The organism is Ruegeria pomeroyi DSS-3 (genome assembly GCF_000011965.2).
GTDB lineage: Bacteria > Pseudomonadota > Alphaproteobacteria > Rhodobacterales > Rhodobacteraceae > Ruegeria_B > Ruegeria_B pomeroyi.
The window spans coordinates 3,343,677-3,357,732 of sequence record NC_003911.12; the positions used below are offsets into that span (position 1 = coordinate 3,343,677).

Below are 14,056 nucleotides of genomic sequence, written 5' to 3' on the forward strand. Positions count from 1 at the left end.
TCAGCCCAGCGCCGCGTCGCAGCGGCCGCAGACGCCCGCATGGGCGTGGCGGCCGACATCGGGCAGGATCTTCCAGCAGCGCTGGCATTTCTCGCCCTCGGCCATTTCGAACACCACGCCGACGCCCTCGATTTCGGGCAGGCGGAAGGCCTCGGCAGGCGCCGGATCGGCGCTGACCGTCAGGCCCGAGGTGATGCAGAGATCGTCGATGTCGATCTGCGCCAACAGGGCGCGGGTCTCGGCATCCTCGACATGCACCACGGGGGCGGCTTCCAGGCTCGACCCGATCACCTTGTCACGCCGCTGGATTTCCAGCGCCGCCGTCACCACCCGGCGCACCCGGCGCACGCGGGCCACGTTGGACTCGTTCTGCGGGTTGCGCCAGCTGGCCGGGGTTTCGGGGAAATCGACCAGATGGACCGAGCTGCCCTCGCCCGGATAGCGCTCCAGCCAGACCTCTTCCATGGTGAACACCAGGATCGGCGCCAGCCAGGTGGTGAGCCGGTGGAACAGCAGGTCGAGCACCGTGCGCGCCGCCCGGCGGCGCGTCGTGTCGCCGTCGCAATAGAGCACGTCCTTGCGGATATCGAAGTAGAAGGCCGAAAGGTCCACGGTGGCGAAGTTGAACACCGCGCTATAGACCCCCTGGAAGTCGAAACCGGCATAGCCCTTGCGCACCTGCTCATCCAGCTCGGCCATCCGGCTCAGCACCCAGCGTTCCAGCGGCGGCATCTCGGCCGGATCCTCGATCCGGTCGGCCTCGGTGAAATCCGAGAGCGAGCCCAGCATGAACCGCATGGTGTTGCGCAGACGGCGGTAGCTGTCGGCCACCCCTTTCAGGATCTCGGGCCCGATGCGCTGGTCGGCGGTATAGTCGGTCTGCGCCACCCAGAGCCGCAGGATATCGGCGCCGTATTGCTTGACCACCTCGTCGGGCACGATGGTATTGCCCAGCGACTTGGACATCTTCATGCCCTTCTCGTCGAGGGTGAACCCGTGCGTGACCACGTTGCGATAGGGCGCGCGACCCAGCGTGCCGCAGGCCTGCAACAGCGAGGAGTGGAACCAGCCGCGGTGCTGGTCGGTGCCCTCCATATAGACATCGGCGATGCCGTCCGCGGTGCCGTCTTCGCGGTCGCGCAGCACAAAGGCATGGGTCGAGCCAGAGTCGAACCAGACGTCGAGCACGTCGAACACCTGATCCCATTCATCAGCCTTGTAGTCGTTGCCCAGGAAGCGTTCCTTGGCGCCCTCGGCATACCAGCAATCGGCGCCCTCGGCCTCGAACGCGGCAAAGATGCGGGCGTTGACCGCCGGATCGCGCAGCAGGAAGTCCGCATCGGTCGGCAGCGCGCCCTTGCGGGTGAAACACGTGAGCGGCACGCCCCAGGCGCGCTGGCGCGACAGCACCCAGTCGGGCCGCGCCTCGATCATGGAATAGAGCCGGTTGCGCCCGGTCTGCGGGGTGAACTTCACCAGCTGATCGATCGAGGTCAGCGCGCGTTCGCGGATGGTCTTGCCATAGCTGTCCTGCCCGTCGTTCACGGGCCGGTCGACGCTGGCGAACCATTGCGGCGTGTTGCGATAGATGATCGGCGCCTTCGACCGCCAGCTATGCGGGTAGGAGTGCTTGATCTTGCCGCGTGCCAGCAGCCCGCCGACCTCGACCAGCTTGTCGATCACCGTCTTGTTGGCATCGCCCTCGCCGCCCTTGCGGGACAGGATGTACTTGCCGCCGAAAAACGGCAGATCGGCGCGGAACGAGCCATCGTCCATCACGTTATAGGTGATGACCTGCTCGAGCATGCCCAGATCGCGGTAAAGCTCGAATTCCTCCATCCCGTGGGAAGGGGCGCAATGGACGAACCCGGTACCCTCGGTATCGGTCACGAACTCGGCAGCGCGGAAATCGCGGATATCGTCCCACTCGCCATTGCCGCCTTCGGCGCCGTGCAGCGGGTGGGTCAGACCGCCGATCTGCGACGGATCCACATCACCGACACGGCGATACATGTCCGGGTCGAGCCGGGCGCGGCGCATTACGTCATCGGCCAGCTTGTCGGCAAGGATGTATTTGTCACCCACCGAGGCCCAGCATTCCTCGGGCGTGCCTGTGATCTCGTAGAGGCCGTAGGCAATGTCCTTGCCATAGACCACCGCCTTGTTCGACGGGATGGTCCAGGGCGTGGTGGTCCAGATGACCACCTGCGCACCGTCCAGATCGCCGCTGTTCACCGCCCGGAACTTCACCCAGATTGTGAAGCTTTCCTTGTCGTGATACTCGACCTCGGCCTCGGCCAGCGCCGTTTGTTCGATGGGCGACCACATCACGGGTTTGGAACCCTGATACAAAGTGCCGTTCATCAGGAACTTCATGAACTCGTCGGCGATCACCGCCTCGGCGTGATAGTCCATGGTGACATAGGGGTCGGCCCAATTGCCGGTGATGCCCAGGCGCTTGAACTCTTCGCGCTGGATGTCGATCCAGCCCTCGGCAAAGCGGCGGCATTCCTGACGGAACTCGACAACGTTGACGTCGTCCTTGCTCTTGCCCTTCTTGCGGTACTGTTCCTCGATCTTCCATTCGATCGGCAGGCCGTGACAGTCCCAGCCGGGTACGTAACGCGCGTCGAACCCCATCATCTGGTGGCTGCGCACGATCATGTCCTTGATCGTCTTGTTCAGCGCGTGACCGATATGCAGGTGGCCGTTGGCATAGGGAGGGCCGTCATGCAGGGTAAAGGGCGCGCGGCCCTGCTTTTCGCGCAGGCGGTCGTAAACGCCGATCTTCTCCCAACGCTCCAGCCATTGCGGCTCGCGCGCGGGCAATCCGGCGCGCATCGGAAAATCGGTTTTCGGCAGGTTCAGCGTGTCTTTGTATTCGGGCGTTTCAGCGGTCGTGTCGGCGCACATCTCGGGCGTCCTTTGGCAATCATGTCGGTTGGGGGATATTCGGTTCGGTGCGATGGCTCAAGCACCTTTGCCCGGCGTCTCGATCTGGTCAGAGCGCCGGGGAGGTAATTCGAATAATGATGGCCGCACGGTGGGTCATGGGCGCCTTATAGGCAATTCCCGCACGGGGGGAAAGCGCCGTTGTGACACAGCCGGGCGCCTTACGCGCTTTAGCGTCAAACGGGGTTGCAATCGCATTCCCGATTGCGCATTCCAAGGGGCAACCAGCTATCCAAGACTTCGAGCATCATGAACAAACCTCTTCTGTCCCTTTCCGCCCTTGCCCTGATGACAACCCTTGCCGCCTGCAACGAACCGGCCACCCCTGTCGGACATACAACGCTCAGCCTGTCCGATACGGTGCAGCTGAGCGCTGCGGGCAAGACACCGGCCCCGGAAACGATCACACCGGTTCGGATCACCTTTCCCGACAGCCGCTCCTACTCTGCCGTGCCGCCGGCCTTTCACCCCAAGACCTGCCAGCTGAGCAGCAGCCATTTCACTGCCGAGGTCCAGGTGCCGAGTGAGGTCAATCTGCCCTCTTATGGCACCAAGACACCGCCGATGCGGGTGCGCTGCACGTCGGATCAGTTTGAATTCGACGAGACCGTCAAGCCGGTGAACCTGACGCAGCAAGCCTATTCGACAGCGGCAGCGGCACATATCCTTGTGGGGTACGGTCTGATCGGCGCCGCCGTCACCGCCAGCCAGGCCAGCCAGCGCGACAAATCGCAGGATGTCTATGGCTATCCGTTGAAGATCGAGCTGCAATAGCGCCAACGGTGCGGACGGGTCAGCCCTGAAACAGGGTCCCCACCCCATAGGCGATGGCCGCAGCAGTCCCGCCTATGGCCAGGGTCTCGAGCCCTGACCGCCACCAGGGCGCCAGCGACCAGCGGCTTTTGAGCGCGCCGATGGCAAAGAACACCGCCCCGGTCATCCAGGCTGAAACGGTAAAGGCCTCGGCCAGGCCCAGCAGAAACGGCACCAGCGGGATCATGCCCGCCACCAGAAAGGCCAGAAAGGTCGCGATCGCCGCCCGCATCGGGTGCGGATCGACCCCGCCCAGCCCGTATTCGCCGTCGATCATCAGCGCGATCCAGTTCTCGCGATCGGCGGTGATCGCATCGGTGGCCTGGTCCAGCACCTCGCCCGACAGGCCCTTCTGGGACAGGATCTCGCGCACTTCCAGGCGCTCGCCCTCGGGGTAATGGGCGATATGGCGCTCCTCGATCGCGCGCAGGCGGTGCAGGTTGTCCAGATCGGCCTTGGTGCCCGAGTAATTGCCCGCCGCCATGGAAAACCCGTCGGCCAGCACATTGGCCAACCCCAGCGCCACGATGACAAAGGGCGACAGCCCCGCCCCCGCCACACCCGCCACGATGGCGAAGGTGGTTACCGATCCGTCGATGCCGCCATAGACGACATCGCGCAGCACCCCACGCCCCGGTGGGGCGCCGATGCGTTGCGAGACCTCTTGCGGGCTATGTCCGTGTTCTGTCATGACGCCCCGTTTCTCTTGCCCCGGCGCAGGTGTCCTTGTTCCAGATCAAGGCCGCGCCTGTGACAGTATGGCACTTGCCGGGGGCGGCGCCATATCCGACTTTAACAGTCGGAAAAGAGAGATCCATGCCCAGCCCCCTGCCCCTGTTCCAGATCACGCCCGCCCAGATCGACCATGTCGTGCGGGTCTTCTACGCCCGTATCCGCACCCATGCCGAGCTGGGCCCGGTCTTTGCCGCCCATGTGCGGGATTGGCCCGCACATGAGGCGCGCATCGCCGCCTTCTGGCGCAACGCCATCCTGAAAGAACGCTGCTATGACGGCAACCCGATGCGGGTGCATGTCTCGCGTCCCGATATCCGGCCCGATCACTTCCCGCTCTGGCTTGCCCTGTTTCACGAGGTCCTGACCCAAGAACTTGCCGCCGAGACCGCCGCCCGCTGGGGCGCGCTGGCCGACCGGATCGGCCATGGGCTGAAGATGGGCCTCACCTCGATGCGACAGAAACCGGACGAAGTGCCCTTGTTTCTCTGAGCCCTTCTTCGTTTCGCGCAAAGTGCTCCGGGGGGGCCTACAAAATTCGACGAATTTTGTAGGCGGGGGCAGCGCCCCCTTTTACCACCTCAGATCAGCCACTGGTCTTGCCGACAATCCCCGTCAGGGCGCGGCGCACCACGCCCCGGACCGAGGGTCTGCGCCGCGCCGAAAACGGCAATGGCCGGCAGACCTCCATCGCGGCGACCCCCACGCGGGCGGTCAGCGCGCCGTTTATCAGCCCCTCGCCGAACCGGCGCGACAGTTTGCTCAGGACCGAGCCGCCCAGCACCGTTTCCAGCAGATCGTCGCCCACGGCGACGGCTCCGGTTGCCACCAGATGCGCCATCACCGCGCGGGTCAGTCGCCAACTGCCCAGCACCCCCGAGCGGCCGCCATAGATCTCGGCCACCCGCCGGATCATCCGGAGCGACGAGGCCAGCGCTGCCACCACATCGGCCAGCGCCAGCGGCACCAGCGCGGTGACGGTGGCCACCCGGCGCGCCGCCGCCTCGACCTCGCGTTGCGCTTCGGCATCAAGCGGCGCAAGCAGGCTGTCCTCGGCCAGCGCCAGCAAATCGTGCGCCTCGAACTGCTCGCCTGCGCGTTCGGCCAGCCGTTCGCGGCCCCAACGGGTTTCTTCGCGACCACGATAGAAGGTATCGAGTTTTCGGCACACCGCGCGCGCCTGCGCCAGATCGTTCTCGGCCAGTGCGGCATCCGCGGCCCGGCGCAGCCCGTCGACACGGCCCAGCCGCCCGATCGCCGCCAGTTCCCGCAGCGCGATCAGCAGCGCCACCAGCACGAACCCCGCCAGCAGCGCGGTCATGACCCAGCCCAGCACCGGGACACGCTCCATCAGCCCGGTGACAAAATCCCAGGCCGCAACCGAGATCACCGCCCCCAAAAGCGCAGCGGCCAGCCCCCAGAACCAGCGCGCCAGGCGCGATGGGCGCCGCGCCGCCACACGCGCGGCGGCCAACATGGCCGCGCCCTGCGGGCGATCCGTATCGGGCACCGGTGGCGCCTCGACCACCGCGGGTGGCGGCGTCTTCTCGTCCTTCAGGTCGAACAGGACCGGACCCTGGGTCATGACCGTCTCCATTCATAGCGGATATCGGGCAGGCGCTCTTCGTTGCCGGCGCCATCGGTGCGGGCGGCCTCGACAAAGCCGTGCCGCGCATAGAAACGCTGCGCCCCGGTATTGCGCTGAAAGGTCCAGAGTTCCAGCCGGTCGCTCTGCCCCATTGCATCAGCCAACAGGGCCGTGCCCAACCCCTGCCCCTGCGCCGCATTTGCAAGGTAGAGCGAGCAGATCTCCTGCCCGTCACGGGCGATGAACCCGGCCACTTGCCCTCCGAGAACCACAACCGTAACCCAGCCGCGCGCGATCATGACGCCGCAAAACCCGACCGTCTCGTCGCGCTGATACAGCTTGGGCATCCAGGGCGTGTCCTGAGCGAACCGATAGAGGATGTCTCCGGTCGGTTCGGCATCACCGGGCCGGGCCGGGCGCAGCGCCGCGCTCACAGCCGGTCCCCGAACAGGAACTGCGCCGCCCGGTCAAGCCGGATATGCGGCGGCCCGTCGCCCGGCTTCAGCTGCAGCGGCGCGGGCGCAAAACTCATCGCCTTGAACCCCGCCCCCAACCATGTCTCGGCCCCGGCACGGGCCGGGCTCAGCAGCTGGCCCGGCTCCTCGGGCAGGGCACCGGGGTAGAAGGCCGCCTGGCGTCCATCCTCCAGCAAGGAGCCACGCACACAGGGTAGGTCCCGCCCGTCATGGGCGCGCATCTCCTCGGTGGTGACGCGCAACGCGGCCAGCGCCAGCGCGGCGGTTTCGGCGCCGGCGAACTGCGCCCGGTCGCGCGCTTCACGGGTCAGCGCCTCGATGATCGCGGTCAGCTGAGGATGCTGTTTGTGATGCAGGTGATCGGCCTTGGTGGCGGCGAACAGGATCCGGTCCACTCGGCGCCCCAGCAGCAACCGGTTCAGCCAGGCGTTGCGCCCGGGCCGGAAGGCGCCCAGGATATCGGCCATCGCAAGGCGCATGTCCTCGACCGCCTGCGGGCCCTTGTGAATGGCGCCCAGCGCATCGACCAACACGACCTGCCGGTCGATACGAGCGAAATGATCGCGAAAGAAGGGGCGCACCACCTGCGCCTTGTAGGCCTCGAACCGGCGGGCCATTTCCCGGTGCAGCGAGCGGCGCGGTGCGGCGCCCGTCACCGGCAACGGCGCAAAGGTCAGCACCGGCGAGCCGGCCAGATCGCCCGGCAACAGGAAGCGCCCCGGTGTGCAGTCGGAAAACCCCGCCCCGCGCGCCGCCTCGAGATAAGCGGTAAAGGCCCGCGCCAGTTCCTGCGCCTGCGGTTCATCGTGGCGCGTGGTGGGATCGACGGGTTCGAGCGCCGCCAGATAGGCCGCCGCCTGGGGTCGGGGGCCGATGCGCGCCAGCACCCCGGCCGACCAGTCCTCGAAGCTCTTGTCCATCAGGCCGAGGTCGAGCAGCCATTCGCCGGGATAATCGACGATATCCAGATGCACGGTGCGCGGCCCCTGCAAGCCGCCCAGCAGACCACCGGGCCGTACCCTGAGCGACAGGCGCAGCTCGCTCACGGCGCGGGTGCTGTCGGGCCAGTGCGGCGCGGGGCCGGTCAGCGCCGCCAGATGCGCCTCGTAGTCGAAACGCGGCACGGTGTCGTCAGGCTGGGGTTGCAGGAACGCCGCCTCGATCCGCCCCTCCTGCGCCGCGACAAGGCCCGGCATGCGGCCCCGGTCGAGCAGGTTGGCGACCAGCGAGGTGATGAACACGGTCTTGCCCGATCGCGCCAGCCCGGTCACGCCCAGCCGGATCACCGGCTCGAACAGCGCCTCGCTCAGCGTATCCGAAACGGTCTCGACGCCGCGCATCACGCGGTCTGCGATGGTGGTGATGACCAAGTTCTGCCCCTGCCTGTTTCACCGCCAAGATAAAGAGCGCATCGCCCGGTTGCTAGGGTTGCCATGTTTTTTGCGAGGCTCCGCCTCGCGCTCCGGAGTATTTCGAACCAGAAAGAAGCCCATGCGCCCCTGCTTCGTTCCGCCCGAAATACGCCGGGGTAGGTGCTGCTTGCGGCGGCGGGGGCAGCGCCCCACTGGACAGGGCGGCAGGCGCAGGGTACCAGCGCGGCCATGCCACGCTATGCATTGAAAGTCGAATATCTGGGCACCCCGTTTGCCGGTTGGCAGCGGCAGAAGGACCTGCCCTCGGTTCAGGGCGCCATCGAGACGGCCCTGGCGCGGCTGGAACCGGGGCCCCATACCATCGCTGCGGCCGGCCGCACCGATGCGGGGGTGCATGGGTTGGGCCAGGTGGCCCATTGCGACCTGACCCGCGACTGGGACCCGTTCCGCCTGTCGGAGGCGCTGAACTATCACCTGAAACCGCAGCCGGTGGCGATCACCGCCGCCGCGCGGGTGGCCGAGGACTGGCATGCCCGCTTTTCGGCTACCGAGAGACAATATCTGTTCCGCCTGCTGATGCGGCGGGCGCCGGCGACCCATGATGCCGGTCTGGTCTGGCAGGTCGGGCACCGGCTGGACGCGCGCGCCATGCAGGCCGCGGCCGATCTGTTGCTGGGCCGGCACGATTTCACCACCTTCCGCTCGTCGATCTGCCAGGCCGCCAGCCCGGTCAAGACGCTGGACGAATTGCGCGTCGAGGCGGTGGAGAGCTTCTCGGGTCCCGAGATCCGGTTCCACGTGCGGGCGCGCTCGTTCCTGCACAATCAGGTCCGCAGTTTCGTGGGCACGCTGGAGCGCGTGGGCGCGGGGGCATGGGCGCCCGAGGATGTGCGCAGTGCACTGGAGGCACGCGACCGCGCCGCCTGTGGACCGGTCTGTCCGCCGCAGGGCCTCTATCTGGCGCGGGTGGGCTATCCCGAGCCGGTCTTTGCCGCCGACAGGTCCGCCGCCTCCTGATCCCAGCTATAGGCCCAGTGGACCAGCCCGGCCCGGCCCGCCTCGGTCAGGGTATAGACGCCCTTTTCGGCCCGTTCGAACCAGCCATAGTGATTGTCCCGCATCAGCCGGGTCGCGGCGGCGACACCGGTTGCGCGCGCCACAACGGCGCCGCGTGACGCGCCCTGTTCCGCCAGCCATGCCGCACAGCGCAGCGCATCCTGGCGATAGGCGGTGACGATGCCGTGGCGGGTGGCGCCGCCCGCGTTGGGGTCGCCCTCCAGCCGGTCGAACTCGCGCAGCAGCCGCCCTTCGCGCGCCTTGGACTTGCGCGGGCGATAGGGGCCGGGGTCGCATTGCACCTCGACCCGGCCATCGGCGCGCAGGGTGATCAGGCCCAGACCCAGCCGCCGGCACAGCGCCAGATTGTCGCGCAGCGCCCGCCGCGCCGTGCGCCCGCTCGGGCGCGGCACCGCGATATAGACACTGTCGCTGAGCGCCAGCCGGGCGACCGCCTGATGGAACAGCGACAGCGAAAACCGCAGCTTCATCTCGACGATCACCGGCGGCTCGTCACCGCGGCGTGCCACAAGGTCGGCCGCGCCCACCTCGCCCTTGACGACATATCCCTGCCGCTCGAACATCGCCTTGAGCGGCGGGTAGAGATCCTGCTCTCGTTGCATGGTTGCAGGCTAGGCACATCACCGCCGCAATACAATCGCTGCCCTTGCGCGGACTTGCCCGCCCGGTGCTGGCGGCCTAGCTGTGAAAACAGCCGGAAATTGCAGGAGCCTCGTCATGTTTCGCGTCTTTGTGATCTGCCTCTGCCTTTTGGCGGCGGGCGGGGCGGCGGCCCGCTGTACCGGTACGGACATGCGCGACCGGCTGACGCCCGAAGCCGAGGCGCGGCTGACGCGCGAGATCAAGCAGGTTCCATTTGCCTATGGCAATCACTGGGTCGCCACCAAAGGCAACCGCCGTATCCATGTGATCGGCACCCAGCATACCGGCGACAGCCGGATGCGGGCGGCGATGCGCAATCTGACACCGGTGATCCGGTCGGCCGATGCGGTCCTGCTTGAGGTGACCCAGCAAAAGCTGGCCACGCTCGACACCGTGTTGCGCAGTACGCCCGGGCTGCTCACCATCCCCAAGGGGCCCGGTCTGGACACGATGATGCGCGCCGAGGATTGGCGCCTGCTCAGCGTCAGGATGGCCATGCACGGGGTCGATGAACGGGTGTTGGCGCGGATGCAGCCCTGGTTCATCTCGATGAGCCTGTCCACCTCGGGCTGTGGCGGGCGCGGGTTGTTCGCCTATCGCGGCCTTGACGACCGCATCGAGAAGATCGCGATCCGGGCCAAGGTGCCGATCGGCTCGCTGGAAAACGTGGGCGACGGGATGCGGGCGCTGTCGGCGATCCCGATCCGCGATCAGATCCAGCTGCTGCTGCTCGATCTGAAGAGCGAGGTGAATTACGACGATCAGGTCGTCACCATGGCCAATGCCTATTTCGAACAGCGCCTGGCCGAGGCGATGCTGATCGAAAGCTGGACGCTTTACCGTGACCTGAAAATTTCGCGCAGCGAGGTGACGCGCCTGCTGCGCCAGTTCGACGCCCATATCCTGGACCGGCGCAACCGGGCCTGGATGCCCGTGATCCTGGCCTCGGACGCGCCGGTTCTGGTGGTGGCGGTGGGCGCCGCGCATCTGCCGGGCAAGACCGGCATTCTGAACCTGTTGAAACGGCAGGGCTACAGCCTGAGCCGGGCCGATTTCTGACCTTGCGAGTACCTATGCTGCGATTTCTACCTGCCCTGTTGTTGGTTCTGACGCCCTTCACCGCCCAAGCCGCCTGTGAAGGGCGCGACCTGCGGGACGACCTGTCGCCCGAGATGCGCACCGAGATGGAGCAGGCCGCCGCCGCGATCCCCTTTCCCGAGGGCAATCACTGGACCGCGACGCGAGACGACACGGTGCTGCACCTGATCGGTACGCTACATGTGAACGATGCCCGCATGGAGGCCACCGCCGCGCGGCTGGAACCGGTGATCGCGGGCGCCGATGCGGTCTGGTTCGAGCTGAACACACCCGATCTCGCCGCGTTCGAGCGCGAGGTGATGGGCAACCCCAAGGTGGCGCTGATCACCGAAGGCCCCACCCTGATCGAGTTGATGAGCGAGGAGGGATGGAACCGGGTCGCCCGCGCCCTGGCCGAGCGGAACGTGCCGGCCTGGATAGGCGCCAAGATGCAGCCCTGGGTGCTGGGCTCGATCCTGTCGCTGCCGCCCTGCCTGCTGCGCGATCCCAAGGCGAAACAGGGCATGGACCGGCGGCTGGCGGCCCTGGCCGACAGCCATGGCCTGCCGCAGCACTCGCTGGAAACCGGGGCCGAACTGCTGGCGCTGTTCACCGCCACCCCGATCGAACAGCAGGCCCGCGAGATGGACATGTTCTCGGCCATGCTGGGCGCCGATGCCGACCAGCTGGCAACCCTGAGCGCGATCTATTTCGAAGAGCAAAACGGCGCGTTCATGGAATTCTCGCGACATGACGCGATGACGCGCAGCGGCCTGACGCCCGAAGCATTCGACCCGCTTTGGGATAGCTTCATGCTGGAGCTGGTCGAAGGGCGCAACCGCAACTGGATGCGCCATATCCTGGAGATTCGCGACCAGACCGCGGTGATCGCGGTGGGCGCCGCGCATCTGCCGGGGGACCAGGGGCTGCTGAACCTGTTGAGCGAAGCGGGATACAGTCTGAGCCGCGCCGAATTCTGATCGGCCGCCAGACCAAGGGTCGCAGCCCGCACAGCGCCCCGTGACAAGCCTTGCCCGCGCCCCTATAAGGCGCGCAAATTCGACCATTCGCAGGATAGACACATGACCATTCAGGTATTCGGCCACAAATCCCCCGACACCGACTCCACCGGATCGCCCATCGTCTGGGCCTGGTATCTGACCGAGGTAGCGGGACAGGCGGCCAAACCGGTGCTGCTGGGCGAACCCAACACCGAAGCCGCCTTCATGCTGAGCCGCTGGGGTCTGGACAAGCCCGCGATCATCGCCGATGTCGAGGCTGGCGCCCCGGTGGTGATCGTCGACACCAACAACCCCGCCGAACTGCCCGCCAGCGTCAACGACGCCGATATCCGCCAGATCATCGACCACCACGCGCTGATCGGCGGGCTGAAAACCAAGGGCCCGATCGACATCACCCTGCGCCCGCTGGCCTGCACCGCCACCATCATGGTCGACCTGATGGGTGACGATGCCGCCCGAATGCCCGAGGCGATCAAGGGCGCGGCGCTGACCTGCATCCTGTCTGACACGCTGGAATTCCGCTCGCCTACCACCACCGATCATGACCGCGCCGTGGCCGAGAAACTGGCCGCCGATCTGGGCATCGACATCCCCGCTTATGCCGCCGAGATGTTCGCGGCCAAGTCGGATGTGTCGTCCTTCTCGGATGCCGAGCTGCTGCGGATGGACTCGAAAGAGTACAATGTCGACGGCAAGGAATTCCGGGTCTCGGTTCTGGAAACCACCGCGCCCAAGGTGCTGCTGGACCGCAAGGACAGCCTGATGGCCTCGATGGTCGACGTGGCCAAGGAAGACGGCGCCGATCAGGTGCTGCTGTTCGTGATCGACATCCTGAACGAGGAAGCCACCCTGCTGGTGCCCAACGACCTGGTCAAGACCGTCGCCGAAAAGAGCTTTGGCGCGTCGGTCTCGGGCGACACCGTGGTGCTGCCCGGCATCATGAGCCGCAAGAAACAGATCATCCCGAACCTCAAGGTCTGATCCGGCCCTGACCGATGAAAAGGCGCCCCTCGCGGGCGCCTTTTGCGTTGCGGCCTAGAGCGAGATTACCGGCATCCAATCGGCCTTGCGAACGCGGAAAGAGCCCTGTTGCACCAACAGACGCAGCACAGCGCGCATATGTCGGGCGCCATAGACGATCGCGATGGTCCCGTCCTGCTCCCTGTTCGCCTCGAGAAGCCCAAGCAGAACAGAGCAGAGCCTTTCGTCACGAATATCCAGAATGACCCGCATCAGCGCCTCTTGGTCCGGGGACCAGCCCAGCAGATCGTCGCGGCTGGACAGCTCGTCCATCCCTCTGTTTTCAACAAGCCTGTCGCGGGACATTGTCAGGAAGCGATGCAGTCCGACGCCGGTCGAATGGGCAGGCGCCACGAGCCGCAGCCATAGCGGAAGCCTTGCCCAGGCCTCCTCGAATTCCCGGGCGGACAGGTCAGCATGGATGATCTGCGCCCGGCCCGACCTTCCCTTGATACTGGGTTGCAGAACCAGGCCCAGCCGGTCGAACGCCATCCAGCGATAGCTTCTGGTCAGCTGTTTGACGACAGGAGAATTGACGCCCTCCGCCAACAGGAAATCATGCGCGAGCGCATCGCGATAGACAGTCTCGAAAAAGCTCTCATCACCCACATGCACCATCGGGAACAAGGTGACGGTGGGTTGATAATCCGGAGAAGAGAGAACATAGCACGCCGATCTCAGGCCAATGATGGAACTTTCGAGTATCTGCATGAACGGTCGGGCCTGTCGGGTTTTATGTCCCGAACATGGGGCAAGAACCGATGCGCTGCAATCGGGCTCCTTGGGCAGGGTTGCCCGGCAGCTTCACAACCACCGGGCAGCATCTCGGTTCAGGTCGGCGGCAGCCCGTCAAAGGCATGCACGCCTTCGGGGATGATGTGAAACGCCTGTTTCTCGGCGGCAAACACCGCTGCCCGGGGCCCCTTGAAAAGGGCGGGGTCGTCCAGCGTGCCGATCTTCAGGATCACCGCTGGCAGGCCGGGCCGATGCGAGGCGACCCCGGTGCCGCAGGTCGCACAGAAATCGCGGGTCACGCGGTCGGGGCGATCCTCCAGCCGAAAGCTCTTGGGCGTGCCCTTGACATAGCGAAAGCCAGCGGCGGGCATCACCATGAACAGGTTCGGCGCGCCGCCCGAATAGCTCTGGCAGGCACGGCAGTGGCATTGCGCCTTGAGCATCGGCTCTCCCTCGGCCTCGTATCGCAGCGCGCCGCAGTAACATCCGCCCGTAAGTTTCATTTGTGGTCTCCTGTTGTCGGTATCGCAGCACAGGATGGACGCAGGG

The 14,056-nt window shown here is 66.1% G+C and carries 14 protein-coding genes; 6 read left to right on the forward strand and 8 right to left on the reverse strand.

Translation table 11 applies throughout. The annotated features are described in order from the left end of the window. Window positions 1-2,913: an isoleucine--tRNA ligase gene (gene ileS / locus SPO_RS15890; RefSeq protein ID WP_011048826.1), complete on the reverse strand. Its 2,913-nt coding sequence runs from the start codon at window positions 2,911-2,913 to the stop codon at window positions 1-3. A gap of 327 nt (window positions 2,914-3,240) precedes the next feature. Between ileS and SPO_RS15895 the strand changes: the two genes are divergently transcribed. Next, the gene (locus SPO_RS15895; RefSeq protein ID WP_158454185.1) at window positions 3,241-3,726 is read left to right on the forward strand and encodes a hypothetical protein; all 486 of its coding nucleotides are present in this window, start codon (window positions 3,241-3,243) and stop codon (window positions 3,724-3,726) included. A 19-nt stretch (window positions 3,727-3,745) separates the two neighbouring features. On the opposite strand, the gene SPO_RS15900 is transcribed toward SPO_RS15895, so the two are convergent. Then, window positions 3,746-4,456 (reverse strand): VIT1/CCC1 transporter family protein, encoded by a 711-nt coding sequence (locus tag SPO_RS15900; protein ID WP_011048828.1) that lies wholly within the window; start codon window positions 4,454-4,456, stop codon window positions 3,746-3,748. Window positions 4,457-4,581: 125 nt separating this feature from the next. Between SPO_RS15900 and SPO_RS15905 the strand changes: the two genes are divergently transcribed. Continuing rightward, a complete protein-coding gene (locus SPO_RS15905; RefSeq protein ID WP_011048829.1) occupies window positions 4,582-4,989 on the forward strand; it encodes a group III truncated hemoglobin in 408 nt (135 codons plus the stop codon). 94 nt (window positions 4,990-5,083) lie between these two features. Here SPO_RS15905 and SPO_RS15910 read toward each other — a convergent pair whose 3' ends face one another. Genes SPO_RS15910 through SPO_RS15920 form a run of 3 tightly spaced genes read right to left on the reverse strand, consistent with a single transcriptional unit; the run spans window position 5,084 to window position 7,901 of the window. Next, window positions 5,084-6,082 carry a YcjF family protein gene (locus SPO_RS15910; RefSeq protein WP_044029346.1) on the reverse strand — a complete coding sequence of 333 codons (999 nt, stop codon included), beginning with the start codon at window positions 6,080-6,082 and terminating at the stop codon, window positions 5,084-5,086. Continuing rightward, a complete protein-coding gene (locus SPO_RS15915) occupies window positions 6,079-6,519 on the reverse strand; it encodes a GNAT family N-acetyltransferase (RefSeq protein ID WP_011048831.1) in 441 nt (146 codons plus the stop codon). Before SPO_RS15915 ends, SPO_RS15910 begins: the two co-directional genes overlap by 4 nt. Continuing rightward, window positions 6,516-7,901 carry a YcjX family protein gene (locus SPO_RS15920; RefSeq protein ID WP_413243707.1) on the reverse strand — a complete coding sequence of 462 codons (1,386 nt, stop codon included), beginning with the start codon at window positions 7,899-7,901 and terminating at the stop codon, window positions 6,516-6,518. Before SPO_RS15920 ends, SPO_RS15915 begins: the two co-directional genes overlap by 4 nt. Window positions 7,902-8,162: 261 nt before the next feature. Here SPO_RS15920 and truA point away from each other — a divergent pair, with 261 nt between their 5' ends. Beyond that, entirely contained in the window at window positions 8,163-8,951 is a 789-nt protein-coding gene (truA, locus tag SPO_RS15925; protein ID WP_011048833.1) for a tRNA pseudouridine(38-40) synthase TruA, read from the forward strand. Here truA and SPO_RS15930 read toward each other — a convergent pair. Beyond that, the gene (locus tag SPO_RS15930; protein WP_011048834.1) at window positions 8,906-9,613 is read right to left on the reverse strand and encodes a DUF2161 domain-containing phosphodiesterase; all 708 of its coding nucleotides are present in this window, start codon (window positions 9,611-9,613) and stop codon (window positions 8,906-8,908) included. The two genes, truA and SPO_RS15930, sit on opposite strands and share 46 nt — an antisense overlap. Window positions 9,614-9,728: 115 nt before the next feature. Between SPO_RS15930 and SPO_RS15935 the strand changes: the two genes are divergently transcribed. From SPO_RS15935 to SPO_RS15945, 3 genes are all read left to right on the forward strand, one after another. Further along, entirely contained in the window at window positions 9,729-10,712 is a 984-nt protein-coding gene (locus SPO_RS15935) for a TraB/GumN family protein (protein ID WP_044028668.1), read from the forward strand. 14 nt (window positions 10,713-10,726) lie between these two features. Next, window positions 10,727-11,710: a TraB/GumN family protein gene (locus SPO_RS15940; RefSeq protein ID WP_044028670.1), complete on the forward strand. Its 984-nt coding sequence runs from the start codon at window positions 10,727-10,729 to the stop codon at window positions 11,708-11,710. 102 nt (window positions 11,711-11,812) lie between these two features. Further along, complete coding sequence (locus tag SPO_RS15945; RefSeq protein ID WP_011048837.1) at window positions 11,813-12,733, forward strand: manganese-dependent inorganic pyrophosphatase; 921 nt, start codon at window positions 11,813-11,815, stop codon at window positions 12,731-12,733. Window positions 12,734-12,787: 54 nt separating this feature from the next. Here SPO_RS15945 and SPO_RS15950 read toward each other — a convergent pair whose 3' ends face one another. Then, window positions 12,788-13,483 (reverse strand): hypothetical protein, encoded by a 696-nt coding sequence (locus SPO_RS15950; RefSeq protein WP_011048838.1) that lies wholly within the window; start codon window positions 13,481-13,483, stop codon window positions 12,788-12,790. Window positions 13,484-13,602: 119 nt separating this feature from the next. Then, window positions 13,603-14,010, reverse strand: coding sequence for a GFA family protein (locus SPO_RS15955; RefSeq protein WP_044028672.1), 408 nt, complete (start codon window positions 14,008-14,010; stop codon window positions 13,603-13,605). Window positions 14,011-14,056 lie beyond the last annotated feature (46 nt).

Coding starts and splice junctions, on each gene's coding strand:
- ileS (WP_011048826.1), bottom strand. CDS start 2,913: ATGTGCGCCGACACGACCGCTGAAACGCCCGAATACAAAGACACGCTG.
- SPO_RS15895 (WP_158454185.1), top strand. CDS start 3,241: ATGACAACCCTTGCCGCCTGCAACGAACCGGCCACCCCTGTCGGACAT.
- SPO_RS15900 (WP_011048828.1), bottom strand. CDS start 4,456: ATGACAGAACACGGACATAGCCCGCAAGAGGTCTCGCAACGCATCGGC.
- SPO_RS15905 (WP_011048829.1), top strand. CDS start 4,582: ATGCCCAGCCCCCTGCCCCTGTTCCAGATCACGCCCGCCCAGATCGAC.
- SPO_RS15910 (WP_044029346.1), bottom strand. CDS start 6,082: ATGACCCAGGGTCCGGTCCTGTTCGACCTGAAGGACGAGAAGACGCCG.
- SPO_RS15920 (WP_413243707.1), bottom strand. CDS start 7,901: ATGCGCGGCGTCGAGACCGTTTCGGATACGCTGAGCGAGGCGCTGTTC.
- truA (WP_011048833.1), top strand. CDS start 8,163: ATGCCACGCTATGCATTGAAAGTCGAATATCTGGGCACCCCGTTTGCC.
- SPO_RS15930 (WP_011048834.1), bottom strand. CDS start 9,613: ATGCAACGAGAGCAGGATCTCTACCCGCCGCTCAAGGCGATGTTCGAG.
- SPO_RS15935 (WP_044028668.1), top strand. CDS start 9,729: ATGTTTCGCGTCTTTGTGATCTGCCTCTGCCTTTTGGCGGCGGGCGGG.
- SPO_RS15940 (WP_044028670.1), top strand. CDS start 10,727: ATGCTGCGATTTCTACCTGCCCTGTTGTTGGTTCTGACGCCCTTCACC.
- SPO_RS15945 (WP_011048837.1), top strand. CDS start 11,813: ATGACCATTCAGGTATTCGGCCACAAATCCCCCGACACCGACTCCACC.
- SPO_RS15950 (WP_011048838.1), bottom strand. CDS start 13,483: ATGCAGATACTCGAAAGTTCCATCATTGGCCTGAGATCGGCGTGCTAT.
- SPO_RS15955 (WP_044028672.1), bottom strand. CDS start 14,010: ATGAAACTTACGGGCGGATGTTACTGCGGCGCGCTGCGATACGAGGCC.